General features: G+C 70.6%; 22 protein-coding genes. 16 read left to right on the top strand and 6 right to left on the bottom strand.

Annotated elements, in window-relative coordinates; genetic code table 11:
• Nucleotides 1-7 precede the first annotated feature (7 nt).
• From metH to HUW46_RS45000, 4 genes are read left to right on the top strand one after another with little or no spacing between them, the layout of a single operon-like run.
• The gene (gene metH, locus HUW46_RS45015; protein WP_215544742.1) at nucleotides 8-3,565 is read left to right on the top strand and encodes a methionine synthase; all 3,558 of its coding nucleotides are present in this window, start codon (nucleotides 8-10) and stop codon (nucleotides 3,563-3,565) included.
• Nucleotides 3,566-3,590: 25 nt separating this feature from the next.
• Nucleotides 3,591-4,256: an HAD family hydrolase gene (locus tag HUW46_RS45010; protein ID WP_256451408.1), complete on the top strand. Its 666-nt coding sequence runs from the start codon at nucleotides 3,591-3,593 to the stop codon at nucleotides 4,254-4,256.
• Between the two features lie 56 nt (nucleotides 4,257-4,312).
• Entirely contained in the window at nucleotides 4,313-5,785 is a 1,473-nt protein-coding gene (locus HUW46_RS45005; RefSeq protein ID WP_215544741.1) for a DNA-3-methyladenine glycosylase 2, read from the top strand.
• Between the two features lie 14 nt (nucleotides 5,786-5,799).
• On the top strand, nucleotides 5,800-6,324 hold the full coding sequence (locus HUW46_RS45000) for a methylated-DNA--[protein]-cysteine S-methyltransferase (protein WP_215544740.1): 525 nt from the start codon (nucleotides 5,800-5,802) through the stop codon (nucleotides 6,322-6,324).
• A 73-nt stretch (nucleotides 6,325-6,397) separates the two neighbouring features.
• Here HUW46_RS45000 and HUW46_RS44995 read toward each other — a convergent pair whose 3' ends face one another.
• On the bottom strand, nucleotides 6,398-7,174 hold the full coding sequence (locus HUW46_RS44995) for a methyltransferase domain-containing protein (protein ID WP_215544739.1): 777 nt from the start codon (nucleotides 7,172-7,174) through the stop codon (nucleotides 6,398-6,400).
• A gap of 222 nt (nucleotides 7,175-7,396) precedes the next feature.
• Between HUW46_RS44995 and HUW46_RS44990 the strand changes: the two genes are divergently transcribed.
• From HUW46_RS44990 to HUW46_RS44980, 3 genes are read left to right on the top strand one after another with little or no spacing between them, the layout of a single operon-like run.
• Entirely contained in the window at nucleotides 7,397-7,660 is a 264-nt protein-coding gene (locus HUW46_RS44990) for a phosphoribosyl-ATP diphosphatase (RefSeq protein ID WP_215544738.1), read from the top strand.
• Nucleotides 7,661-7,709: 49 nt separating this feature from the next.
• Nucleotides 7,710-8,555: an ATP phosphoribosyltransferase gene (gene hisG / locus HUW46_RS44985; RefSeq protein ID WP_215544737.1), complete on the top strand. Its 846-nt coding sequence runs from the start codon at nucleotides 7,710-7,712 to the stop codon at nucleotides 8,553-8,555.
• Nucleotides 8,556-8,561: 6 nt separating this feature from the next.
• Nucleotides 8,562-9,509: an AEC family transporter gene (locus HUW46_RS44980; RefSeq protein WP_215544736.1), complete on the top strand. Its 948-nt coding sequence runs from the start codon at nucleotides 8,562-8,564 to the stop codon at nucleotides 9,507-9,509.
• Here HUW46_RS44980 and HUW46_RS44975 read toward each other — a convergent pair.
• The 3 genes from HUW46_RS44975 to HUW46_RS44965 form a co-directional block, all read right to left on the bottom strand.
• Nucleotides 9,506-10,438 (bottom strand): ParA family protein, encoded by a 933-nt coding sequence (locus HUW46_RS44975; protein WP_215544735.1) that lies wholly within the window; start codon nucleotides 10,436-10,438, stop codon nucleotides 9,506-9,508. The genes HUW46_RS44980 and HUW46_RS44975 overlap by 4 nt on opposite strands.
• Before the next feature lie 91 nt (nucleotides 10,439-10,529).
• A complete protein-coding gene (locus tag HUW46_RS44970) occupies nucleotides 10,530-11,312 on the bottom strand; it encodes a thioesterase family protein (RefSeq protein WP_215544734.1) in 783 nt (260 codons plus the stop codon).
• Nucleotides 11,313-11,342: 30 nt separating this feature from the next.
• The gene (locus HUW46_RS44965; protein ID WP_215544733.1) at nucleotides 11,343-12,233 is read right to left on the bottom strand and encodes a RecB family exonuclease; all 891 of its coding nucleotides are present in this window, start codon (nucleotides 12,231-12,233) and stop codon (nucleotides 11,343-11,345) included.
• Between the two features lie 150 nt (nucleotides 12,234-12,383).
• Between HUW46_RS44965 and HUW46_RS44960 the strand changes: the two genes are divergently transcribed.
• Together HUW46_RS44960 and HUW46_RS44955 are read left to right on the top strand one after the other, a co-directional pair.
• Nucleotides 12,384-13,538, top strand: coding sequence for a site-2 protease family protein (locus HUW46_RS44960; RefSeq protein WP_215544732.1), 1,155 nt, complete (start codon nucleotides 12,384-12,386; stop codon nucleotides 13,536-13,538).
• Between the two features lie 435 nt (nucleotides 13,539-13,973).
• Entirely contained in the window at nucleotides 13,974-14,798 is an 825-nt protein-coding gene (locus tag HUW46_RS44955; RefSeq protein WP_215544731.1) for a tRNA (adenine-N1)-methyltransferase, read from the top strand.
• 56 nt (nucleotides 14,799-14,854) lie between these two features.
• Here the strand turns inward: HUW46_RS44955 and HUW46_RS44950 are convergent, their stop codons facing one another.
• On the bottom strand, nucleotides 14,855-15,682 hold the full coding sequence (locus tag HUW46_RS44950; protein WP_215544730.1) for a hypothetical protein: 828 nt from the start codon (nucleotides 15,680-15,682) through the stop codon (nucleotides 14,855-14,857).
• A gap of 448 nt (nucleotides 15,683-16,130) precedes the next feature.
• On the opposite strand from HUW46_RS44950, the gene arc reads away from it, so the two are divergent.
• The 4 genes from arc to HUW46_RS44930 all read left to right on the top strand — a co-directional run bounded on the left by arc (nucleotide 16,131) and on the right by HUW46_RS44930 (nucleotide 20,150).
• On the top strand, nucleotides 16,131-17,939 hold the full coding sequence (gene arc, locus HUW46_RS44945; RefSeq protein WP_215544729.1) for a proteasome ATPase: 1,809 nt from the start codon (nucleotides 16,131-16,133) through the stop codon (nucleotides 17,937-17,939).
• Nucleotides 17,940-18,073: 134 nt separating this feature from the next.
• The gene (locus HUW46_RS44940; RefSeq protein WP_215544728.1) at nucleotides 18,074-18,403 is read left to right on the top strand and encodes a hypothetical protein; all 330 of its coding nucleotides are present in this window, start codon (nucleotides 18,074-18,076) and stop codon (nucleotides 18,401-18,403) included.
• 116 nt (nucleotides 18,404-18,519) lie between these two features.
• Entirely contained in the window at nucleotides 18,520-19,470 is a 951-nt protein-coding gene (locus HUW46_RS44935; protein ID WP_215544727.1) for an aldo/keto reductase, read from the top strand.
• Nucleotides 19,471-19,523: 53 nt separating this feature from the next.
• Nucleotides 19,524-20,150 carry a hypothetical protein gene (locus tag HUW46_RS44930; RefSeq protein WP_215544726.1) on the top strand — a complete coding sequence of 209 codons (627 nt, stop codon included), beginning with the start codon at nucleotides 19,524-19,526 and terminating at the stop codon, nucleotides 20,148-20,150.
• On the opposite strand, the gene HUW46_RS44925 is transcribed toward HUW46_RS44930, so the two are convergent.
• On the bottom strand, nucleotides 20,141-20,653 hold the full coding sequence (locus HUW46_RS44925; protein ID WP_215544725.1) for an NUDIX domain-containing protein: 513 nt from the start codon (nucleotides 20,651-20,653) through the stop codon (nucleotides 20,141-20,143). The genes HUW46_RS44930 and HUW46_RS44925 overlap by 10 nt on opposite strands.
• Nucleotides 20,654-20,694: 41 nt before the next feature.
• On the opposite strand from HUW46_RS44925, the gene dop reads away from it, so the two are divergent.
• From dop to prcB, 3 genes are all read left to right on the top strand, one after another.
• On the top strand, nucleotides 20,695-22,197 hold the full coding sequence (gene dop / locus HUW46_RS44920) for a depupylase/deamidase Dop (protein ID WP_215544724.1): 1,503 nt from the start codon (nucleotides 20,695-20,697) through the stop codon (nucleotides 22,195-22,197).
• A gap of 182 nt (nucleotides 22,198-22,379) precedes the next feature.
• The gene (locus HUW46_RS44915) at nucleotides 22,380-22,574 is read left to right on the top strand and encodes a ubiquitin-like protein Pup (RefSeq protein WP_215550492.1); all 195 of its coding nucleotides are present in this window, start codon (nucleotides 22,380-22,382) and stop codon (nucleotides 22,572-22,574) included.
• Between the two features lie 61 nt (nucleotides 22,575-22,635).
• On the top strand, nucleotides 22,636-23,490 hold the full coding sequence (gene prcB, locus HUW46_RS44910; protein WP_215544723.1) for a proteasome subunit beta: 855 nt from the start codon (nucleotides 22,636-22,638) through the stop codon (nucleotides 23,488-23,490).
• The last annotated feature ends 28 nt before the right edge of the window (nucleotides 23,491-23,518 follow it).

The following is a 23,518-nucleotide window of genomic DNA, read 5'->3' as shown; positions in this document are numbered from 1 at the left end:
GGGGGACATGCCGGAGCCCGGATCGTCACCCCTGCTCGACGCACTCGCCTCCCGTGTTGTGGTCGCCGACGGAGCGATGGGCACGGCGCTGCAGGCGCACGACCTCACCCTCGACGATTTCGCAGGTCTGGAGGGGTGCAACGAGATCTTGAACGTGACCCGGCCGGACGTGGTGCGCGGGGTGCACCGCGGCTACCTCGAGGCCGGGGCGGACGCGGTCGAGACGAACACGTTCGGGGCGAACTTCGCCAACCTGGCCGAGTACGACATCGAGGACCGGATCTTCGAGCTGTCCGAGATCGGCGCCAGGCTCGCCCGCGAGACGGCCGACGAGTTCGCCACCCCGGACCGCCCGCGGTTCGTGCTGGGCTCGGTCGGCCCCGGCACGAAGCTGCCGACGCTCGGGCACGCCCCGTTCACCCGGCTGCGGGACGCCTACGTCGAAGAGGTCCGCGGCCTGCTCGCGGGCGGCGTGGACGCGGTGATCGTGGAGACCACGCAGGACATCCTGCAGACCAAGGCGTCCATCGTGGCGGCGCACCGGGCGATGGCGGCCGAGGGGCGGCGGGTCCCGGTCATCGCGTCGATCACCGTGGAGACCACCGGCACGATGCTGCTCGGCACCGAGGTCAACGCCGCGCTGGCCGCGCTCGAACCGCTCGGGATCGACCTGATCGGGATGAACTGCGCCACCGGCCCCGCCGAGATGAGCGAGCACCTGCGCCAGCTGTCGAAGCACGCGCGAGTCCCGCTTTCGGTCATGCCGAACGCGGGGCTGCCCGAGCTGGGCCCGGACGGCGCGGTCTACCCGCTGAGCCCGGAGGGGCTCGCCGAGGCGCTGACCGGGTTCGTGCGCGAGTTCGGCGTCGGGCTGGTCGGCGGCTGCTGCGGGACGACCGGCGAGCACATCAGGCAGCTCTCCGAAGCGGTCCGCGAACTGCGGGCGCCGACGCGGCGACCGCACCCGGAAGCCGGGATTTCCTCGCTGTACCAAGCGGTTCCGTTCCGCCAGGACGCCAGCGTGCTGATGATCGGCGAGCGGACCAACGCGAACGGGTCGAAGGCGTTCCGGGAAGCCATGCTCGACGGCCGCCTCGACGACTGCGTGGAGATCGCGCGCGACCAGACCCGCGACGGCGCGCACCTGCTCGACGTGTGCGTCGACTACGTCGGCAGGGACGGCGCGGCGGACATGGCCGAACTGGCCGGCCGCCTCGCCACCGCGTCGACGCTGCCGATCATGCTCGACTCCACCGAGGTCGACGTGATCAGGGCCGGGCTCGAACGGCTCGGCGGGCGCTGCGCGATCAACTCGGTGAACTACGAGGACGGCGACGGGCCGGATTCGCGGTTCGCGAAGGTGATGGCGATGGCGGCCGAGCACGGCGCCGCGGTCGTCGCCCTCACGATCGACGAGGACGGGCAGGCGCGCACGGCCGAGAAGAAGATCGAGATCGCGGCCAGGCTCATCGAGGACATCACGGGCAACTGGGGCCTCGAGACCTCGGACATCATCATCGACACCCTGACCTTCACGATCGCCACCGGCCAGGAGGAGTCGCGGCGGGACGCGATCGAGACGATCGAAGCGATCCGCGGTCTCAAACGGCGGTACCCGGACGTGCAGACCACGCTCGGGCTGTCGAACATCTCCTTCGGGCTCAACCCGGCCGCGCGGCAGGTGCTGAATTCGGTGTTCCTGCACGAATGCGTCCAGGCCGGGCTGGACACCGCGATCGTGCACGCGTCGAAGATCCTGCCGATGGCGCGGATCCCGGACGAGCAGCGCTCGGTGGCGCTCGACCTCGTCTACGACCGCCGCCGCGAGGGCTACGACCCGTTGCAGGAGCTGATGGCGCTGTTCGAGGGCGTCAGCGCCGCGTCGAGCAAGGCCTCGCGCGCCGAGGAACTCGCCGCGCTGCCGTTGTTCGAGCGGCTCGAACGCCGGATCGTCGACGGCGACCGCAACGGTCTCGACGCCGATCTCACCGAGGCGCTGCAGGAGCGGCCCGCGCTCGCGATCATCAACGACACCCTGCTGTCGGGCATGAAGACCGTCGGCGAGCTGTTCGGCTCCGGCCAGATGCAGCTGCCGTTCGTGCTCCAGTCCGCGGAGGTGATGAAGGCCGCGGTCGCCTATCTCGAACCGCACATGGAAAAGGAGGACGCGGGCGGCAAGGGGCGGATCGTGCTCGCCACCGTCAAGGGCGACGTGCACGACATCGGCAAGAACCTGGTCGACATCATCCTGTCCAACAACGGCTACGAGGTCGTCAACCTCGGGATCAAACAGCCCATCACGACCATCCTGGACGCCGCGGAGGAGAACGGGGCCGACGCGATCGGCATGTCGGGCCTGCTGGTGAAGTCCACGGTGATCATGAAGGAGAACCTGGAGGAGATGAACTCCCGCGGGGTCTCCACGCGCTGGCCGGTGCTGCTCGGCGGCGCCGCGCTCACCCGTTCCTACGTCGAGAACGACCTGACCGAGCTGTACCTCGGCGACGTGCGGTACGCCCGCGACGCGTTCGAGGGGCTGCGCCTGATGGACGCGATCATGGGTGCCAAGCGGGGCGAGTCGCCGCTCGTCGACGAGCAGGAGGAGGCCAAGCGCGCCGAGCGCAAGGCGCGCCGTGAACGGTCCCTGCGCATCGCCGAAGCGCGCAAAGCGAAGCAGGCCGAGGAAGAGCCGGAGCCGCCCGCGCGGTCCGATGTGGACACCGGCGTCCCGCTGCCGACGCCGCCGTTCTGGGGCAGCAGGGTGGTCAAGGGCGTGCCGCTCGCGGACTACTCGGCGATGCTGGACGAGCGCGCGACGTTCATGGGGCAGTGGGGTTTGAAGGGCGCGCGGGGCGGGAGCGGTCCCACCTACGAGGAGCTGGTGGAGTCCGAGGGAAGGCCGCGGCTGCGGTACTGGCTGGACCGCCTCGCCACCGACGGGCTGCTGCAGCACGCCGCGGTCGTGTACGGGTACTTCCCGTGCGTGGCCGAAGGCGAGGACGTGGTCGTGCTCGCCGAACCGCACGCCGACGCCGCGGAGCGGACCCGGTTCACCTTCCCGCGCCAGCGCCGGGACCGGCGGCTGTGCCTCGCCGACTTCTACCGCCCGCGCGATCTCGCGCGCGAGGCGGGCGAGGTCGACGTGCTGCCACTGACCCTGGTCACCATGGGCCAGCCGATCGCCGACTACGCCAACGAGCTGTTCGCCGGGGACGCCTACCGCGACTACCTCGAAGTGCACGGGCTCGGCGTCCAGCTCACCGAAGCGCTCGCCGAGTACTGGCACCGCCGCGTGCGCGAAGAGCTGCACTTCGCGAGTGGCGCCGCACTGTCCGAAGAGGACCCCGAGGACATCGAGGCGTTCTTCAAACTCGGCTACCGCGGCGCGCGCTTCTCGCTCGGCTACGGTGCCTGCCCCGATCTCGAAGACCGGGCGAAGATCGCCGAGCTGCTCGAACCGGCGAGGATCGGGGTCAAGCTGTCGGAGGAGTTCCAGCTCCACCCCGAGCAGTCGACCGACGCGATCGTCTGCCACCGCCCGGAAGCCAAGTACTTCAACACGTAAAGGAAGAAAACCTGTGGGGTCCGTTGTGGACAGACCAGCCGCGGTGCTGTGGGACATGGACGGCACGCTCGTCGACTCGGAGAAGCTCTGGGACGTCGCGCTGTACGAGGCGGCGGAAAGCCTCGGCGGCACGCTGTCGGAGGAGCAGCGGCTGACGCTCGTGGGGTCCAATATGGACGCCACCGCGAGCTACCTGCTCGAAGTGGTCACGGGCCAGGAGCCGACACCGGCGGCCATCGCGGAGATGGGGGAGTGGATCCGGCAGCGGACCGCGAACCTGTTCGAAGGCGCGCTGCCGTGGCGTCCCGGTGCGCGCGAGGCGCTCGCCGCGGTGCGGGCGGCTGGGCTGCCGTCGGCACTGGTGACCTCCACCGAGCGCGCGCTGACCGAGCTGGCGCTCAACACCATCGGGCGGGAGTTCTTCGACGTGACGGTGTGCGGTGACGAGGTGGACGGGCTCAACAAGCCCCTTCCCGAGCCGTATCTGCGCGCGGCGCGGCTGCTCGGCGTGGACCCCGCGCGGTGTGTCGCGGTGGAGGATTCCCCGCCGGGCACTGAATCCGCGGTCGCCGCGGGCTGCACGGTGCTCGTGGTGCCCAACGACGTGCCGGTCGAACCGGGGGAGCGGCGGGTGTTCCGCTCGTCGCTGGCCGGGGTCGACGTCGCCGCGTTCGGGGCGCTGTTGGGCTGACGCACGATGTCGCATTCTCGCTAGACTCCGCCGCCGCGCGCGGCAATGCTGGTCTGGTGCATGAGGACATCGAGCGATGCGTGCGGGCCGTCCAGTCGAAGGACGCGCGGTTCGACGGGTGGTTCTTCACCGCGGTGCTGACCACCCGGATCTACTGTCGGCCGAGCTGCCCGGTGGTGCCGCCGAAGGTCGAGAACATGCGGTTCTACCCGAGTGCCGCGGCCGCGCAGCAGGCCGGGTTCCGGGCGTGCAAGCGCTGCCGTCCCGACGCGGCACCGGGATCGCCGGAGTGGAACGAGCGCGCCGATCTCGTGGCGAGGGCGATGCGCCTGATCGCCGACGGGGTGGTCGACACCGACGGCGTGCCGGGTCTCGCGGCCCGCCTCGGCTACAGCGTCCGGCAGATCGAGCGGCAGCTGCGGGCTGAGCTCGGCGCCGGACCGCTGGCGCTCGCTCGGGCGCAGCGCGCGCAGACGGCGCGCCTGCTCATCGAGACCACCGCGCTGCCGATGGCCGAACTCGCGCTGGCCGCGGGGTTTTCCAGCATCCGCACCTTCAACGACACGGTCCGCGAAGTCTTCGCGCTGGCACCGACCGAACTGCGGCGCCGGGCGGGGAAGCAGGGTGGCACGGCACCGGGCGAGCTGTGCCTGCGGCTGCCGTTCCGCGCGCCGCTGTGCCCGGACAACCTGTTCGGGCACCTCGCGGCCACCGCGGTACCGGGCGTGGAGGAATGGCGCGACGGCGCCTACCGCCGGACGATGGCGCTGCCGCACGGGCCGGGCGTGGTGGCGCTCAGCCCGGCCCCCGATCACGTGCGGTGCCGGCTGTCGCTGGCGGACCTGCGCGATCTCGCCACGGCGATCAGCCGGTGCCGCAGGCTGCTCGACCTCGACGCGGACCCGGTCGCGGTCGACGCGGCGCTGTCCGCGGACCCGGTGCTGGCCCCGCTCGTGGCCAAGGAGCCGGGCCGCCGGGTACCGCACACCGTCGACGGCGAGGAGATGGCGATCAGGGCGGTGCTCGGCCAGCAGGTGTCGACGGCGGCGGCCAGGACGCACGCGGGACGGCTCGTGCGCGCGTTCGGGCGGCCGGTGGAGGATTCCGCGGGCGGGCTCACGCACCTGTTCCCGGAGGCCGCCGAACTCGCCGAGCTGGACCCCGAAACGCTGGCCATGCCGAAGACGCGCCGCCGGACGCTGCTCACGCTCGTCGACGCGCTGGCCGCCGGGAAGGTCGACCTCGGCGCGGGCGCCGACTGGGACGAGGCGCGGGCCAGGCTCGCGGAGCTTCCCGGATTCGGGCCGTGGACGGTGGAAACCGTCGCGATGCGCGCGCTCGGTGACCCGGACGCCTTTCTCGCCACGGATCTCGGCGTCAAGTACGCCGCGAAGGAACTGGACCTGCCCACCGCGCCGCGCGCGTTCGCCGCGCACGCCGAGCGCTGGCGTCCGTGGCGGGCCTACGCCGTGCAGTACCTGTGGGCCACCGGGGACCACGCCATCAACCGCCTGCCCGTCGCGGGCTGAACCGAAGGAAACGGATGAAGACCCTCGAAGCGGCGCGTACGCACGCCGTGGTGCCGAGCGCGTGCGGTGAGCTGACCCTGGTCGCCACCGAAGGGGTGCTGAGCGGGCTGTACATGGTGCGCCAGCGGCACCGCCCCGCGCAGGAGCGGTTCGGCGAGCGCGTAGACCCGGCCGAACCGCCGTTCGCCGAGGTCGCCGCGCAGCTCGCCGACTACTTCGCGGGCACCCGGTGGTCGTTCGACCTGCCGATGCGCTTCCACGGCACCGAGTTCCAGTGTCGCGTGTGGACCGCCCTGTGCGATATCCCTTACGGGGAAACGGTTTCCTACGGTCAGCTCGCGGACCGCCTCGGCCGCCCTTCCGCGTCGCGCGCGGTCGGGCTCGCCAACGGGAAGAACCCGATCGGGGTGATCGTGCCGTGCCACCGCGTGGTCGGCTCGACCGGTTCCCTGACCGGCTACGGCGGCGGGCTCGACCTCAAGCGGTCCCTGCTCGACTTCGAACGCGGCGGCGGCCCGTTCTCCTACACCCAGTCCTGAACCGCGGGTTTCGACGCCGCGGAGCTGGCGGAGGTCATCGGCGGCGCCGCCCCGATGACCTCCGCTCGCCGTGTCAGGAGACGAACGCCTCCGGGATGTCCGCGCGCTTGGTGCCCACGAGGGCGACGTAGTGCAGCGGTTCACCGTTGACGTTGCGGCGGTGCTGGTAGCGCTCGGACGCGAGCAGTTCGAGCACGCCCTCGTCGCGCAGCCTGCGGATGAACGCCGCGAACCCGGACGTGTCCTCGTCGGAGAGGAACCGGTCCTTGATGTTGAACGCGATCCAGCCGTTGTCGCTGACCAGGTTGAACGCGGCGCGGAAGGCAGCGGGCGGGATGTCGGCGTAGCCGAGCGCGGCCACGCAGGACAGCGTGTTGAACCGGTGGGTCGCGAGATCGCGCGCGATCTCCGGCGGCGGGGAGATCACGTCCGCGACGTGATAGGCGTCATACACGCCGGGGCGGTCGCGGAGCGCGGCGAGCCGGGCGGCCGCGATGATGTCCAGCCCGACGAGCTTGCCCACCCCGATGTTGCGCAACTGCTCGCCGACGAGCCCGTTACCGGCGCCGAGATCGAGCACCCTGAGGTCGTCGGCGGCGTAGCCGTCCTGCTGCAGCTCCTCCTTCAGCAATTTCGCGATGACGTCGGGGGAACGGCAGTCCAAAATGTCGTGAAACAGCTGCTCGTAAAGGCCTGGAACGGAGAAAATGCGGTCGTAGTCGTGGAAGCGGAATTCCTGCCATTCCCCGTCGACGAGGACGAAGCAGTGCTCAGCGTCCTGGTCGAGGCGATCGTCGGGGGCTGGCAGCCTGATCTGCAGCGGACCACGGTGTGTCAAGGTTTCTCCCATGTTTCGTTCCGGTGACTCCTGGTTGGCTGGCACCCTTCTTTTTGCTTGCCGGCCGCGTGAGTGCACCAGTCCGGCTTTTGGATATTCCAGACAAGTGGAATCCGGCGCTCCCGTCAACGCCGGTTGCGCCGACCGGGCTAAGCACAACGGTGGGTGACCTGGACGTCATCCGGGCAGGGGCGGATCGGCGCGCCACCGGCCCTGATGGAAGGATCACCGGGTGTGAAGACCTTCGATGAGCTGTTCGCCGAGCTTGCCGAACGCGCGCGGACCCGTCCCGCGGGTTCCGGCACCGTCGCCGCACTCGACGCGGGCGTCCATGCGCAGGGCAAGAAGGTGCTGGAAGAGGCGGGCGAGGTGTGGATCGCCGCCGAGCACGAATCCGACGACCGGCTCGCCGAGGAGATCTCGCAGCTGCTCTACCGGGTCCAGGTGCTGATGCTCGGCCGCGGCGTGACCACCGAGGACGTCTACCGGTACCTGTGATCGGTATCGCGGCGAGGTTTCGAGATTTCGGACGGGATGGAGTGATGGCATGCTGCGCGTAGCGGTGCCGAACAAGGGCGCGCTCGCGGTGGCCGCGTCGGAGATGCTCGGCGAAGCGGGCTACCGCCGCAGGCACGAGCAGCGCGACCTGACCGTGCTCGATCCCGCCAACGAGGTCGAGTTCTTCTTCTTGCGCCCCAAGGACATCCCGATCTACGTCGGCTCCGGCGAGCTCGATCTCGGGATCACCGGCCGCGACCTCGCGCTCGACTCCGGGGCGCCGGTGCAGGAGGCCCTCGCGCTCGGCTTCGGCGGCTCGACGTTCCGCTACGCCGCGCCGGCGGGCCGCGAGTGGGCGGTCGCCGACCTGCACGGCAAGCGGCTCGCCACGTCCTACCCGCGCCTGGTGCGCGAGAACCTGGCCGCCCAGGGCATCGAAGCCGAGGTCATCCGCCTCGACGGCGCCGTGGAGATCTCGATCCAGCTCGGCGTCGCCGACGCGGTCGCGGACGTGGTCGGCTCGGGGCGCACCCTGCGCCAGCACAACCTGGTGGCCTTCGGCGACCCGATCTGCGTGTCCGAAGCCGTGCTCGTGCACCGGGCGGGCGGGGACCTGACCAAGCCGAAGGCTCAGCTCGCCGCCCGGCTGCGCGGGGTCGTCTTCGCCCAGCAGTACATGATGCTGGACTACGACTGCCCCCGGTCGCTGCTCGACGCGGCCATCGCGATCACTCCCGGCCTCGAGTCCCCGACCGTCGCGCCGCTGGCGCACGACGACTGGGTCGCGGTGCGCGCGATGGTGCCCCGCAAGGACGTCAACCGCATCATGGACGAACTCGCCGAAGCGGGCGCCAAAGCCGTGCTGGCTTCCGACATCCGCTCCTGCCGGCTGTAGGAGTCCGTGTCGGTTCTCCCGGCCTTCGCGCCGATCTGGGTGCTCACCGCACTCGGTTACCTGCTCAGCAGGTTCTCGGTGCTGGGGCCGGCGGCCGACGAAGTACTGACCAGGCTGGCGTTCCAGGTCGCCATGCCCGCGGTGCTGTTCTCCACGCTGATCGACACGCCGCTGTCCGCACTCGTGAACCCCGGGCTCATCGCGTTCGGCGGCGGTACCGCGCTCATCGGGATCACCGGCGCGCTGCTGTCGTGGCTGCTGTTCCGCAGGCGTCTCGGCGAGCGCGTGGTGACCGGTATGGCGGCGTGCTACGTCAACGCCGCCAACCTCGGCATCCCCGTCGCGCTGCAGGTCCTCGGCAGCTCCTCGTTCATCGTGACGGTGCTGCTGTTCCAGTCGCTGTTCATGATGCCGTCGATGCTCACCCTGCTCGAGTCGGACGTCCCCAGCGGTGACGGCCCGAAGTGGCGCGCGCTCCTGCTGCTCCCGGTGCGCAATCCGGTGATCGCGGCGTCCCTGCTCGGTGTCGTCGTCGGGACGAGCGGCTGGCGGCCACCGGAGTTCGTGCTGCAGCCGATCCACACCCTCGGCGGGGCCGGGATCGCGACCGCGCTGCTGGTGCTCGGCATGTCCCTGCATACCGGGCGCGTCCCCGTCGAAGCGCCCGGCGCGATGAACGCCGGGCACGGGCGGCGGGGCGAGCTGGTGATGGTGGTGGGCCTGAAGGTGTTCGCGCAGCCCGCCGTCGCACTGGTCATCGGGCTCGCGCTCGACCTGCCGCGCCCGCTCCTGCTGGCCGCGGTCCTGTGCTCGGCCTTGCCGACCGCGCAGAACATCTTCATCGCCAGCAGCCGCTACGCCATCGACGCGAGGTTCGTCCGCGACTGCGTGTTGCTGTCGACGCTGCTGTCGATGGTGACGCTTTCCGTGATCGCCGCGCTCTTCAGCGGCTAGTGCGACGGGCGCTGTTTGCGGGGGAGCAGGTCGTAGAGCTTCTTGCGGGCGCCGTTGTCGTTGGTGTTGCGCGCGTCGGAGACGTCGGCGATGAAGTCCTCGAACACGAAGTCCTGCTCCGCCGGGATCGTCGGGCCCTGCGCGCCCGCGCGGTAGCCGTCGAGGCTGTGCGCGATCTGCCGGAACGCCTCGGCCTGCACGGTTTCCGGGGCGAACGTGGTCACCGGCACCCCGTGCGCGGCGGCTTCGTTCATCACCACGCCCATCGGCACGTGCGACAGCACCGGGATCCCGAACCCGTGCAGCTCGTGCAGCGCCGCCGCCGCGTAGTGCGACATCGGACGCCGGTAGAGCCCCGGCACGAGCCCGTAGTGCGCGATCGGCGGCCGGTGCACGCTCTGCTCGACGTAGGCGAGCTGGTCGTAGAGCAGCCGCAGCGCGCGGATGCTGGTGCGGTCCGGCTGCACCGGCACGAGTATCCCGGTGGTCGCGGCGAGCGCGTTGTTCGTCAGCACGTCCAGCGCGGGCGGGCAGTCGATGATCACGTGGTCGTAGTTCGCGAACTGGATGACCCTGGCCAGCTGCCAGCCCGGTACCCGGAACTGGTCGAGCCTGCGCACCAGGTCGAACATCCCCGGTGAGGTCGGGACGACGTCCAGGGTGCCGCCGCGGCCGACGTTCGCCCGCGGATGCGTGACCACTAGCTCCTCGACGGCGCCCTTCCACATCTTGGTGAGCGCCTTCGCGAGGCTGGGCATCGTCGAGGGCACTTCGGGCAGCCCGAGCATCTCGGTGGTCGCGTGGCCCTGGGGATCGAGGTCGATCAGCAGAACGCGCAGCCCCCGTTCCGCCAGTGCGGCAGCCGTGCCGACGCTGAGCGAGGTCTTACCGACCCCGCCTTTCTGGTTGACCACCGAGGTGATCTGCATGCCACCGGACTCCAGGGGGTTCCTTCGTTGTGCGCGTCGTTCAAGCTAGCCGATCCGCGGCCCCGGGCGGGGGACCTTGGGGCCGGTGTTTTCAGCGCGGCCGCACGAGCAGCGCCTGCGCGCCGGTGGCGACCTGGCCGTCGAGGTCGTGCAGCGCGCTCGTCGCGGTGCCCACCCCGTGCGGGCCGACCTTGGTGGCCGCGTCGAGGCCGATCCACTCGCCCGACGGCGGCCGCAGCACGTGCACGGTCAGCTCGGAGTTGATGAACCACCACTGGCTCGGGTCGAGGAAGTTCGACGCGCCGTTGCCCGAATCGGCCACCGTGAACAACCGCTGCAGCGGGCTCGGCTGTTCACCGTCCACCAGCGACACGCGCTGGCGTGCCCACACCCTGGCCGGGCCGGGCTGGTCGAGATCACCGGAGACGGAGCGCCATTCCATCGCCTCCAGGTAGCCGCCGTGCCAGCTTTCCGGCCACCGCGCCTCCTTCGCGTCACCCGGCGGGGGCATCGGCGGCGCGAGGTTGGCGACCACCGCGCTGGAGTCCGAAGTGGCCAGTCGCCACGCGGAGGCCCTCGCCACGACGCGCTCGCCGTCCACCAGCTCGGCGGCCAGCAGCTCGACCGACCGGCCAGGCCGTTCCATCCTGGCCCGCACGGCGAGTTCGCGCAGGGGAGCGGGCCCGAGTATCTCCACGGTGACCCTCGCGAGCAGGCTCTCCCGCTCGGCGGGAACGTCTTCCAGTTCGCGGACGAGCAGCGCGGAGGGCGGGCCGAAGTGCTGAGCGTCGGGCGACCACGGACCCGAGGTGTGCGCGGTCGGCAGGTAACGACCGTCGCCGAGCGGACGGAAGAACGAGGCGGGTTCGGGCACAGTGCTGGCCTTTCGGAGCGGAGTGACGGGTCAGTCTGCGCGGTCGAGCGGGCTTTCCTCGCCGGCATCGGGCTCCGGCCAGCCCGGGTACTCCGGCGGCGTGCCGCCGAACTCGGGACAGCGCGCCTGGTGGTCGCACCACCCGCACAGCTTGCTCTGGTTCGGCCGGAAGTCGCCGGTCTTGCCCGCGCGGAGGATCGCCTGCCAGATCGCCTCGAGGGTGCGCTCGAACCGGCGCAGCTCCGCTTCGTCGGGGGCGTAGGTCAGCGCCTGCCCGTCGGTCAGGTACATGAGCTTGAGCTGGCGCGGCACCACACCGCGCAGCCGCCACAGCACGACCGCGTAGAACTTCATCTGGAACATCGCCTTGGCCTCGCCGATCTGCCTCGGCGCGGCGCCGGTCTTGTAGTCGACGACCCGGATCTCGCCGGTCGGCGCCACGTCGATCCGGTCGACGTAGCCGCGCAGCAGCACGCCCGAATCCAGTTCCAGCTCGATGTGCTGCTCGCACGCCTCCGGTTCGAGCCTGCGCGGATCCTCCAGCTCGAAGTAGTTGTCCACCAGCTTCGCGGCGGATTCGAGCCAGTTCTCGACCTCGCCCTGCTCGTCGCCGTCGAACAGGGCAGTCCACTCGGGACGGTCGGCGGACAGCTCCGTCCACGATGGAGCGAGCAACTCCTTCGCGCGCTCGGGAAGCCGCTCACCGGTGGGCAAGGCGAAGAGCTTTTCCAGCACGGAGTGCACCAGCGTGCCGCGGACCTGTGCCTTCGTCGGCACCTCCGGCAGCCGGTCGACCGCGCGGAAGCGGTAGAGCAACGGGCACTGCTTGAAGTCGCTCGCGCGCGACGGCGACAGCGCTGGGCGGCGGCGCGGGGTGCCGCTCGCTTCCGGCTGCGGATCGGTGGTCGCGGTCTGTGACATGGGCCCACCGTAGGGCAGGGCACCGACAGGATTCCTCCGGCACGCGGGACGGACGCCCGAGTGGTGCGTCACCAGGACCACCCGTTCGCGCGGGGGAACGCGCTGCCCGGATCACGGTGGTCCCACAGCGGGCGTTCTACGCTGTTCACCATGGCCGCGACGAGCGAGCAGGGCACGAGCCGGTCCAGGCGGGCGATCGCCGTGGACGGCGGCCTCCTGCTGTTCAGGGTCGACGGGGTGCCGGTCCTGCTGGCGCCGTCGTGGTGGATCGGGTCGCTGGTCATCGTGGTGCTCTACACGCCGCTCGTCGGCCGGTTCCTCCCCGGCGCGAGCACCCTGACGTCGTGGCTGCTTTCCGCCGCCTTCGCGGTGCTGCTCGGCCTGTCCGTGCTGGCCCACGAACTGGGGCACTGCCTCGTCGCGCTGCGGCTGGGCATTCCCGTGCGCAGGCTCCGGCTGTTCCTGCTCGGCGGGCTGTCCGAGGTCGCGCGCACGCCGCGCAAACCGGGCCACGAGGGCATGGTGGCCGCGGCGGGGCCGGTGGTGTCGGTGCTGCTGGCCGCCTTCTGCGGCGGGCTCATGCTCGCCGTGCCCTCCGGCGGCGCGGCCTGGCTGCTCGTCGCGGAGTGCGCGGTCGCGAACCTCGCCGTCGGCGTGTTCAACCTGCTGCCCGGCCTGCCGCTCGACGGCGGGCGCCTGCTGCGGGCGGGCGTGTGGGCGGCGACCGGCACCAGGCCCACCGGGACGAAGGCCGCGGTGGCCGGTGGCGGTCTTGTCGCCTTCGCGCTGGTCGTGTGGGCGTTGTGGGGACTCGCCTCCGGCAGCGAGGATCGCTGGCTGCGGCTCGGCGTGTGCGTGGTGACGGCGTGGTTCGTCGCCGTGGGCGCGAGCGACGAACTGGCGGCGGAGAACCGGCGCGCGTGGCCTGCCGGGCTGTCGATCACCGAACTGGTCCGGCCGGTGCTGCAGCTGCCGGCGGAGAGCCCGGTGTCCGACGCGCTGGCCGCGTCCGCGGGACGCGGGGTGGTGCTCGTGCGCGCCGACGGCGTGGCGGCGGGACTGCTCGACGAGACCGCGGCGCAGCGGCTCGCGAGCGAATCACCGCAGTCGCCCGCCGAACTGGCCGCCGAGCCGATCAGGGCGGAGACGGTGTTCCTGGCTTCGGAACCGTCGGAGGAGATCGCCGAACGCGTCCGCGAGACCCCGGCGTGGCAGTTCCTCGTCGTCGACGAGGAGGGCAGGCCGGCGGGAGTGCTGCGCCGCGAGGACCTCCGCGCGGCGATGTCGGGCAGGCCGGTGCCTTAGCCGCTGAACCTCCGCCTTCGGCGGATCTAGCGCCATTTTCTCCCGCGGATGTGCGGGCTCTTCATGCCCCGCGTGTGCCCTGAAAGTGGCTTGCGGGGCATCTACCGCCCCGAAGGCCACCTTCGGGACACGAGCAACCTCGGCTCGCGCACTCTCGAGGGCCGAGAAAGTGGCGCTAGATTCCCCGAAGAAGTGGCCTTCGGGGCGCTGAATTCCCTGAATGTCACCTTCGGGGCACAGGCAGGGGCCAGCCACCCACTCGATCTCCGCGGGAGCATCCTTCGGAGACATACGCGGCCTCGGAGGAGCATCTTTCCCGGCGACGCGGCTCCCCGGGGAGTTCGAACGCCGAGCTTCCCACGGGCCCGGCCGCCTCCACGGCCCGGCGTCCCGTCTGCGAGGATCGATCGGTTCTCGCAGGATGATGGAGGTTCAGTGTCGGCAAGCGGGCCGTTCCAGGCCGGTGACCGGGTGCAGTTGACCGATCCGAAGGGGCGGCACTACACCCTGGTGCTCGCGGAAGGCGAGCAGTACCACACGCATCGGGGCGCGCTCGCGCACGACGACCTGATCGGCAGGCCGGAGGGCTCGGTGGTCACCTCCGGTGGCGGGACCTCCTACCTCGCGCTGCGCCCGCTGCTGGCGGACTACGTGCTGTCCATGCCGCGCGGCGCCCAGGTGATCTACCCGAAGGACGCCGCGCAGATCGTCATGCACGGCGACATCTTCCCCGGCGCGCGCGTGCTGGAGGCCGGTGCCGGTTCGGGCGCGCTGACCTGCTCGCTGCTGCGCGCGGTCGGGCCGGAGGGCACGGTCAGCTCGTACGAGATCCGCGAGGACCACGCCGAGCACGCGGCCAAGAACGTCGACCGGTTCTTCGACGGCAGGCCGGAGAACTGGTCGCTCACGGTCGCGGACCTCGCCACGCACACCGGTGAGGTGGACCGCGTGGTGCTCGACATGCTCGCGCCGTGGGACCAGCTCGAAACGGTCGGGAAGAGCCTGGTGCCGGGCGGGGTGCTGGTGGTGTACGTGGCGACGGTGACCCAGCTGTCGACGATCACCGAGGCGATCAGGGCGGCCCGCTGCTGGACGGAGCCGCAGGCGTGGGAGTCGCTCGTGCGGCCGTGGCACGTGGTCGGGCTGGCGGTGCGCCCGGAGCACCGGATGATCGCGCACACGGCGTTCCTGCTGACCACCCGCAGGCTCGCGGACGGGGTGACCCCGCCGAGGCCGCAGCGGCGCCCGAGCAAGGGCTGAACGACGAACGGGGCCCCGCGGGAAGTATCCCGCGGGGCCCCGTTCGTGTCCGGCGCTCAGTTCTTGGACTGGATCGCCATGCACCAGCTGCCGCTCTGCTTCTTGGCGGGCAGGGGCAGTTCCTTGCCCTGGCCCTCCGGCGTGTTGAAGAAGATCTTGGCGGTGTCGCCCTTGACCTCGGGCGGCGTGCTGCCCAGCTTCGTGCCCGGCGAGGGTGGGGTGTTGTCCTTGATCAGCGCCGGGTCACAGGACATTGTCTTGATGTCGGCGATGTTGCCGCTCGAGTAGGCGCTGGCGAACTTCGTGCCCAGCGTCTGGAGTTCGGCGACGTCCTCGGCCGAGCCACCGCCGCCGGAGGACGAGCTGCTCGGCCCGGTCGACGGGGAGCTGGACCGGCTCGAACCGGTCGACGGCCGCCCGCCGCTGGACGGGCCGCTGCTCGCCGACGGCTGCGGCTGGCTCGACGGCGCCGCCGGGGTGTTCTTGTCGTCGTCGCCGGTCAGGTAGATGATCAGCCACACGATGCCGCCGACCAGTACCACGCCGAGCACGGACAGCGCCACGATCAGGCCGGTCTTGCTGGATTTCGGCGGCTCCCCACCCGGACCACCGGGGAAGGCGGGGTAACCGCCCTGCTGGTCCGGGTAGCCGCCCTGCTGCGGGTAACCGCCTTGCTGGCCGAAGCCGCCCTGCTGCTGGCCGTAGGGATCGGGCTGGCCGAACTGCTGGGTGCCGCCAGGCTGGTTCTGCTGGGGCTGGGGGCCGCTCTGCGGGTAGGCACCGCCGGGTTGCTGCCCGTACGGGTTGGGTTGGCCGTACGGGCCGCCCTGCCCGTAGGGGTCGGGCGGGCCTTGCGGCCCCGGCGGCTGCGGCGGGTAGGTCACGGGCGTTGCCCCCTAGTCGTCTCGTACGTTTCTCGCGCCTGGCGAGCGCGCGAGCCAGGTGCTGGGCTCGCGCGGCTGTGACGCGCCCGAGCGGCATCCGGTTCGCGACTCGGAAGGATTTCCTCGGCGAATGCCCGGATCGTAACGTGAGGCAACTAAACGCTATCGCCGACTCGCGGCTGATCGTTACCGCGACCCCCGCACACCCGGACCAAAAGGTCAAGACGGACAAAAAGTCGACGGTGAACCGCGTACGGGCGACACACCCGGGACCGCTGCGACGGAGCGTCACGATTTCGTGCCGGGAGGGAGTACCAGATCGGCCGCTTGCGACTCCGTCCCGGTGGTGTTCCACACACGACGCGCCGATCCTGTGATGCGGTAAGGGCTGTCCTTGTCGGTGATCGCCGGTACCGTTGTTTGAAAAGCACTCCGAGGAGGTGCCGACATGCAACACGACCTTCCCGGAGGTCGGCACGAGGACGCCGACCCTTCAGATACGAGTGGAGCTGGAACGACGCCGGACGAGCAGGCGCGGCAGGTGCGCTTCCTGGAAGAGGAAGTCGCCCTGCTGCGGAGGAAACTGACCGATTCGCCACGCCAGAACCGGGTGCTCGAGCAGCGGCTCGCCGAGGCGTCCGAGCGGATCAGCCAGCTGACCGAGCGGAACAGCAAGCTGGTGGAGACCCTGCGCGAAGCACGGGGACAGCTGCTCGCTCTGCGTGAGGAGGTGGATCGGCTCGCCCAGCCGCCAAGCGGCTACGGCGTGTTCGTGACCGCGTACGAGGACAACACGGTGGACGTGTTCACCTCGGGCAGGAAGATGCGGGTTTCCGTGTCGCCCGCGGTGGAGATCGAGTCGTTGCGCCGCGGCCAGGCGCTGCGCCTCAACGAGGCGCTCACCGTCGTCGAGGGCGGGGATTTCGAACGCACCGGCGAAGTGTGCGCGTTGCGGGAGGTGCTCGCCCCGGAGACCGAAGGCGGCAGTTCCCGCGCGCTGGTCGTCGGGCACGCCGACGAGGAGCGGGTGGTGCTGCTGTCCGACCCGCTGGCCGAGCAGACGCTCAAACCGGGCGATTCGCTGCTGGTCGACTCGAAGGCGGGCTACGCCTACGAGCGGGTGCCGAAGGCCGAGGTCGAGGACCTCGTGCTGGAGGAGGTCCCGGACGTCCGGTACGAGGACATCGGTGGCCTGTCCAGGCAGATCGAGCAGATCCGCGACGCGGTGGAGCTGCCCTTCCTGCACTCCGACCTCTATCTGGAGTACCAGCTCCGCCCGCCGAAGGGTGTCCTGCTCTACGGGCCGCCCGGCTGCGGGAAGACGCTCATCGCCAAGGCGGTGGCGAACTCGCTGGCGAAGAAGGTGGCGCTGGCGCGGGGCGACGGCGACGCGGCCGATGCCAAGTCGTACTTCCTCAACATCAAGGGTCCTGAGCTGCTCAACAAGTTTGTTGGCGAGACCGAGCGGCACATCAGGCTGATCTTCCAGCGGGCGCGCGAAAAGGCGTCCGAGGGCACCCCGGTGATCGTGTTCTTCGACGAGATGGACTCGATCTTCCGCACCCGCGGCAGCGGGGTGTCGTCCGATGTGGAGACCACGATCGTCCCGCAGCTGCTGTCGGAGATCGACGGTGTCGAAGGGCTCGAGAACGTCATCGTGATCGGTGCGTCCAACCGCGAGGACATGATCGACCCCGCGATCCTGCGGCCGGGCAGGCTGGACGTGAAGATCAAGATCGAACGTCCCGACGCCGAGGGCGCGAAGGACATCTTCTCGAAGTACCTGTCCGACGGGCTGCCGATCCACGCCGACGACCTCGCCGAGTTCGGCGGGGACACCAAGGCCACGATCGACGCGATGATCCAGCACACCGTCGAGCGGATGTACGAGGAGAGCGACGACAACCGGTTCCTCGAGGTCACCTACGCCAACGGGGACAAGGAGGTCCTGTACTTCCGGGACTTCAACTCGGGCGCCATGATCCAGAACATCGTGGACAGGGCGAAGAAGGCGGCGATCAAGTCGGTGCTGGAGACCAAGCAGCCCGGCCTGCGGGTGCAGCACCTGCTGGACGCCATCGTGGACGAGTTCGCGGAGAACGAGGACCTCCCGAACACCACGAACCCGGACGACTGGGCCAGGATCTCCGGCAAGAAGGGCGAGCGGATCGTCTACATCCGCACGCTCGTCACCGGCAAGAACCAGGACTCCGGGCGGGCGATCGACACCGCGACGAACACCGGTCAGTACCTGTAGCGAAAACGACGGTGCGGGGTCGCGTCTTCGGACGCGACCCCGCACCGTCGTTTTCGCGGGTGTCGAGTGTGGACGTCCGAACGCGACGGTCGATCGGCGCGCAAGTCGCCGTATAACGCGCTATACTGCGTGGCATGGACGAACAGCGGCACTCGGCTCCGGTGACCTCCGCCGGTATCACGAACTGGCTCGAAGGGGTGGCGGAATCCGTTCGCCGCGGCGAACTGGATGCCGACGAGCTGATCGAACTGCTCGGCGAACTCCGCGCGGCGTCGACGGCCTGCGCCAACGCCTCGGACTGGGCCTTGCTCGCCGCGCGGGAAGCAGGGGCGAGCCTGCGCCAGATCGCGCCGGTGTTCGGCAAGGGGTATGTGCGCGCACCCGCCGCCCGCTTGGAGAAGCTGCACCGGCAGGTGCTGAACTCGGACCAGTTCCTCGAACTGCTGCGCCGCCGCGAACGCTGAAGTTTCGCGGCGGCAGGGAAAGGACGGCCCCGGTTCGAGCCGGTGCCGACATCTGTATAACGACCTATACAGCTCGGCGCTGAAAGGTCGTTTCCGCTTCGGTTACCGTCGAGCGCATGACGTCACCCCGCACCCGCATCGATCGGACAGGGCTCGGTCTCGCGGCGCTCGGCAGGCCCGCTTACATCAACCTCGGGCGCGACGACGCGTTGCCGGCCGAACGGAGTGTGCCCGCTCTGCGCGCGGCCACCCACGAGGTGCTCGACGACGCTTACCGGGCCGGTGTCCGGAAGGTGGACGTGGCCAGGTCCTACGGTCTCGCCGAGGACTTCTTGGCGAGCTGGCTACGTGAACGCGGCCACCGCGACGTGGTGGTCTCCAGCAAGTGGGGTTACGCCTACGTCGGGGATTGGCGGCTCGACGCCGAAGTGCACGAGTCGAAAGAGCATTCGCTCGCCCGGTTCCGTCCACAGTGGACGGAGAGCGCCGAGCTGCTCGGTTCCGCGATTTCGCTCTACCAGGTGCATTCATTGACCCCGGACAGCCCGCTGTTCACCGACGAACCGCTGCTCGACGCGCTCGCGGAGTTGGCCGCGAGCGGGGTGCGGGTCGGGTTTTCGACCTCCGGTCCCGCGCAGGCGGACGTCGTGCGCAGGGCGTGTGCGCTCGAGGTCGCGGGCCAGCGCGTGTTCACCGCGGTCCAGTCCACTTGGAACGTGCTGGAGCCCTCGGTCGGGGACGCGCTCGCCGAGGCGCACGAGGCGGGTTCCGCCGTGCTGCTGAAGGAAACCCTCGCGAACGGCAGGCTCGTCGTCGATCCGCCGGAGCCGGTGCGCGCGGTCGCGGCCGCGCACGGCGTGGGGCCGGACGCGATCGCGGTGGCCGCCGCGCTGGCGCGGCCGTGGGCGGACACGGTGCTGGTCGGCCCGGCGAGCCGTGCGCAGCTGGCGTCCAACCTGGATGGAACGAGGCCGGTGCTTTCCGAGGCCGACCTGGCGGCGCTGGCGGAACCGGCGGAAAACGCCGAGGCCTACTGGGCGCGGCGGTCCTCTCTGCAGTGGCGCTGACGCCCTGCACTAGGGTCGGCGCGGTTGGCATGAGGTTACGGAGGGGACTGACCGTGCGCCGTACGCGGATTTCGGGCGTCACAGCCATCACCGCGCTCGCGATCGCCGGACTCGCCGGCTGCGCGGACCGGCCGAACGACCTCGAGACGTACTACGACGAGACGACGCCGCCGACGACCACGTCCGCCGCATCCGACACGCCTGCCGCGCCGGAACCACCGCCGAACTCGGTTCAGCCACCCGTTGCCGCGCCGTCGATCGATCCCGCCACTGCGCTGCTGGCGGACCCGGACCTCGCGGAGGAGGGAGTCCGCCGCGCGCCGGACGCGCCCCCGGCCGGAGGCTGCCTCGCCGGCATGCCACCGCAGGCGGCATCGGCGTACTGGCGGTACCAGAGCGGCGCGCTGCTGAGCCAGCGCGTGGCCGCGTACCCCGGCGGCAAGGCGGCCGAGATCGCCCCGACGCTGGGGTGCGCGGGTAAGCCGGTGGCGATCGCGCCGCCGCCGGGGGCGGACGCGGCGTCCGCGTGGTCATCGGGAAGCACCTGCACGATGCTGGTCGCGAAAGGTGATCTGCTGTCGGTGCTCAGCGTGGCGGCTTCCAGCGAGGCGCGTGCGATCGACGCCGCGAAGCGGCTGGCGCCGGTGGCGGCGGGGAAGCTGGGCGGCGTTCAGCCGTAGCGGCGGAACCATTCGAGGACGCCGAGCCTGCCGTCGGGCACGAGCGGCCCGGACGGATCTTCCGCCCAGTCCCGCAATTCGGCCAGCGACATCCAGCCGCCGGAGACGATTTCCTCCGGCTGGTGGGTGATTTCGCCGTCCCAGCGGACCTCGTAGGCGAAGTTGTGGCAGCGGATCGGCGGTTCGTCGAAGACGTGCGTGAAGAGCGGTTCCAGCGCCACGCCGCGGATTCCGAGCTCCTCGGCGAGCTCCCGTGCGGCGCACTCGGCGGGATCCTCGCCCGCGGCGACCACGCCACCGGCCCAGCAGTCGTACGCGCCGGGGAACACGTCCTTGTCCGGGGCGCGCAGGTGCACGTACACGGACTCGCCGTCCCCGGAGCGGACCAGTACCACGGCGGCGGCGTGCCACAGGCCGCGTGCCCGCACGTCGGCGCGGGTGGTGCTGCCGACCACGCGGCCGCCTTCGTCGTAGCGGGCCACGAGTTCGTCACCTGCGGGCATGGGGGCATCGTCGCACGGCCGCTACCCGTAGGGTGGAGCCCATGCGGCGGATCATGGGAACCGAAGTCGAATACGGCATCGCGGTGCCGGGCGACGCGACCGCGAACCCGGTGCTGACCTCGACGCAGGTCGTACTGGCGTACGCGGCCGCTGCCGACATCCCCCGGGCTCGGCGGGCCAGGTGGGACTACGAGGTGGAATCGCCGCTGCGGGACGCGCGCGGATTCGACCTGGCCGGCCCCGGCGGCCCCGGGCACGACCCCGATGTCGAAGATCTCGGCGCGGCGAACGTCATTCTGACCAACGGTGCCCGGCTCTACGTCGATCACGCGCATCCCGAGTACTCGGCGCCGGAGGTCACGAACGCGCGCGACGCGGTGATCTGGGACAAGGCGGGCGAGCGGGTGATGGAGGAGGCCGCGCTCAAGGCGGCCACCGTGCCAGGCCAGCCCGCGCTGCAGCTGTACAAGAACAACGTCGACGGCAAGGGCGCGAGCTACGGCACGCACGAGAACTACCTGATGGCGCGGTCGACGCCGTTCACCGCGGTGATCGGCGGGCTCACGCCGTTCTTCGTCTCGCGGCAGGTCGTCACCGGCTCCGGCCGGGTGGGGATCGGGCCGCAGGGCGAAGAGGCGGGCTTCCAGCTTTCCCAGCGGTCGGACTACATCGAGGTCGAGGTCGGCCTGGAGACGACGCTGAAGCGCGGGATCATCAACACCCGCGACGAGCCGCACGCGGACGCGGACAAGTACCGCAGGCTGCACGTGATCATCGGGGACGCGAACCTCGCGGAGTACTCGACCTACCTGAAGGTCGGCACGACCGCGCTGGTGCTCGACATGATCGAGGACGGCGTCCGGTTCGACGACCTCAAACTGGACGAGCCGGTACGCGCGGTGCACCAGATCAGCCACGACCCGACGCTGAAGGCGAAGGTCGCGCTGGTGAACGGGCGCAAGTACACGGGCCTGGAGCTGCAGTTCGCCTATCACGAGATGGCCGCGGCGCATCTGGAGCGCACGGGCGCGGACGAGGCGTCGAAGGAGGTTCTGCGGATCTGGGGCGAAACGCTCGACGCGTTGAACCGCGACCCCGCCGAGTGCGCGGACCGGTTGGACTGGCCCGCGAAACTGCGGCTGCTGGAGGGGTACCGCGCGCGGGACCAGCTGGCGTGGGGCGCGCCGCGGCTGCACCTGGTCGACCTGCAGTACTCCGATGTGCGGCTGGGCAAGGGCCTGTACAACCGGCTGGTCACCCGCGGCTCGATGAAGCGGCTGGTCACCGAGGAGGAGGTGCAGGCGGCGATCACCACCCCGCCGTCGGACACCCGCGCCTACTTCCGCGGCAGGGCGCTGGAAAAGTACGCGAGCTCGATCGCGGCCGCATCGTGGGATTCGGTGATCTTCGACGTCGGCAGGGAGTCGCTGGTGCGGATCCCGACACTGGAGCCGTTGCGGGGGACGAAGGCGCACGTCGGGAAGCTGCTCGACAACGCTGCCACCGCGGAGCAGCTCGTCGAGGCGCTCACCGGCTCGGATTAGGCCGTTCGGGCCAATTCGCGGGCACTGGCGGGGTTCTGACCACTCAGGGTCGGCGGGACACGAGTCGATCACCGCACCCGGTGAAGGTCGAAGGATGTCGGTGCGGCTGGGTAGGCTTAGAGGCAGACGGGGCGGCTGCTCCGCATGGACGCCGGCAACACCGTCGGACCGGGAGGCTGATGATGGCGCAGGAGAAGACCGAAAAGCACGGCGGCGGCGACTCGGACGACGAGATCGAAGGCGGTGCTCCCGCCGGTCAGGAGCGCCGGGAGAAGATGGGCGAGGACGTCGACACGATCCTCGACGAGATCGACGACGTGCTGGAAGAGAACGCCGAGGACTTCGTGCGCGCCTACGTGCAGAAGGGCGGGCAGTAAGCCCGCATCGCGCCCGGCGCACCAAGAACCACCCACGCACAGATAGGAATCACGAGCACGTATGGAGAACACCTCGGGGCTCTCGGGTGCCGCGCTGCCCGCGTCCTACTTTTCGACCGCGACCTCGTCGTTCACCGAGTTCCTGAAGGTGCAGGCGCCGGAGTTGCTGCCGTCGCCGGAGCGGGCGGCGCGGACCCCGGTGAGCGGGCTCGAGGTGCCGCACGGCACCACGATCGTCGCCGTCACCTTCGACGGCGGGGTGCTGATCGCGGGTGACCGCAGGGCCACCACCGGCAACCTGATCGCCAACCGCGACATGGACAAGGTGCACGTCACCGACGAGTACTCCGCGGTGGGCATCGCGGGCACCGCGGGGCTCGCGCTGGACATGGTGCGGCTCTACGCGGTCGAGCTGGGGCACTACGAGAAGCTCGAAGGCGTGCCGCTTTCGCTCGACGGCAAGACGAACAAGCTCGCCGCGATGGTGAAGTCGAACCTCGACGCCGCCATGGCGGGGCTCGCGGTGGTGCCGCTGTTCGTCGGGTACGACACCGAGGCCGCCGATCCCCGTCGCGGCGGGCGGATCGTGTCCTACGACGTGGCTGGCGGCCGGTACGAGGAGTTCGGCGGGTACCACGCGATCGGGTCCGGCTCGATGTTCGCGAAGTCGTCGCTGAAGAAGCTGTACGACGCGGACGCGACCGCCGAGGCAGCCACTCGCACGGCCGTGGAGGCGCTGTACGACGCGGCGGACGACGACACGGCGACCGGCGGGCCGGACCTGGCGCGCCGGATCTTCCCGACCGTCATCACGGTCACCGCGGAGGACGGCGCGCTCGCGCTGCCTGCCGAGCAGGCGGAGGCGGTGGCCGAGGCCGTGGTGAGCGCCCGTGCCGAGTCGGCGCGCCCGCGCTGACCCGCGCCCTGAGAAATCTGTGACTCGT

It is taken from the genome of Amycolatopsis sp. CA-230715 (genome assembly GCF_018736145.1).
Taxonomy (GTDB): domain Bacteria; phylum Actinomycetota; class Actinomycetes; order Mycobacteriales; family Pseudonocardiaceae; genus Amycolatopsis.
This window is presented reverse-complemented; position numbering and strand designations above follow the sequence as displayed.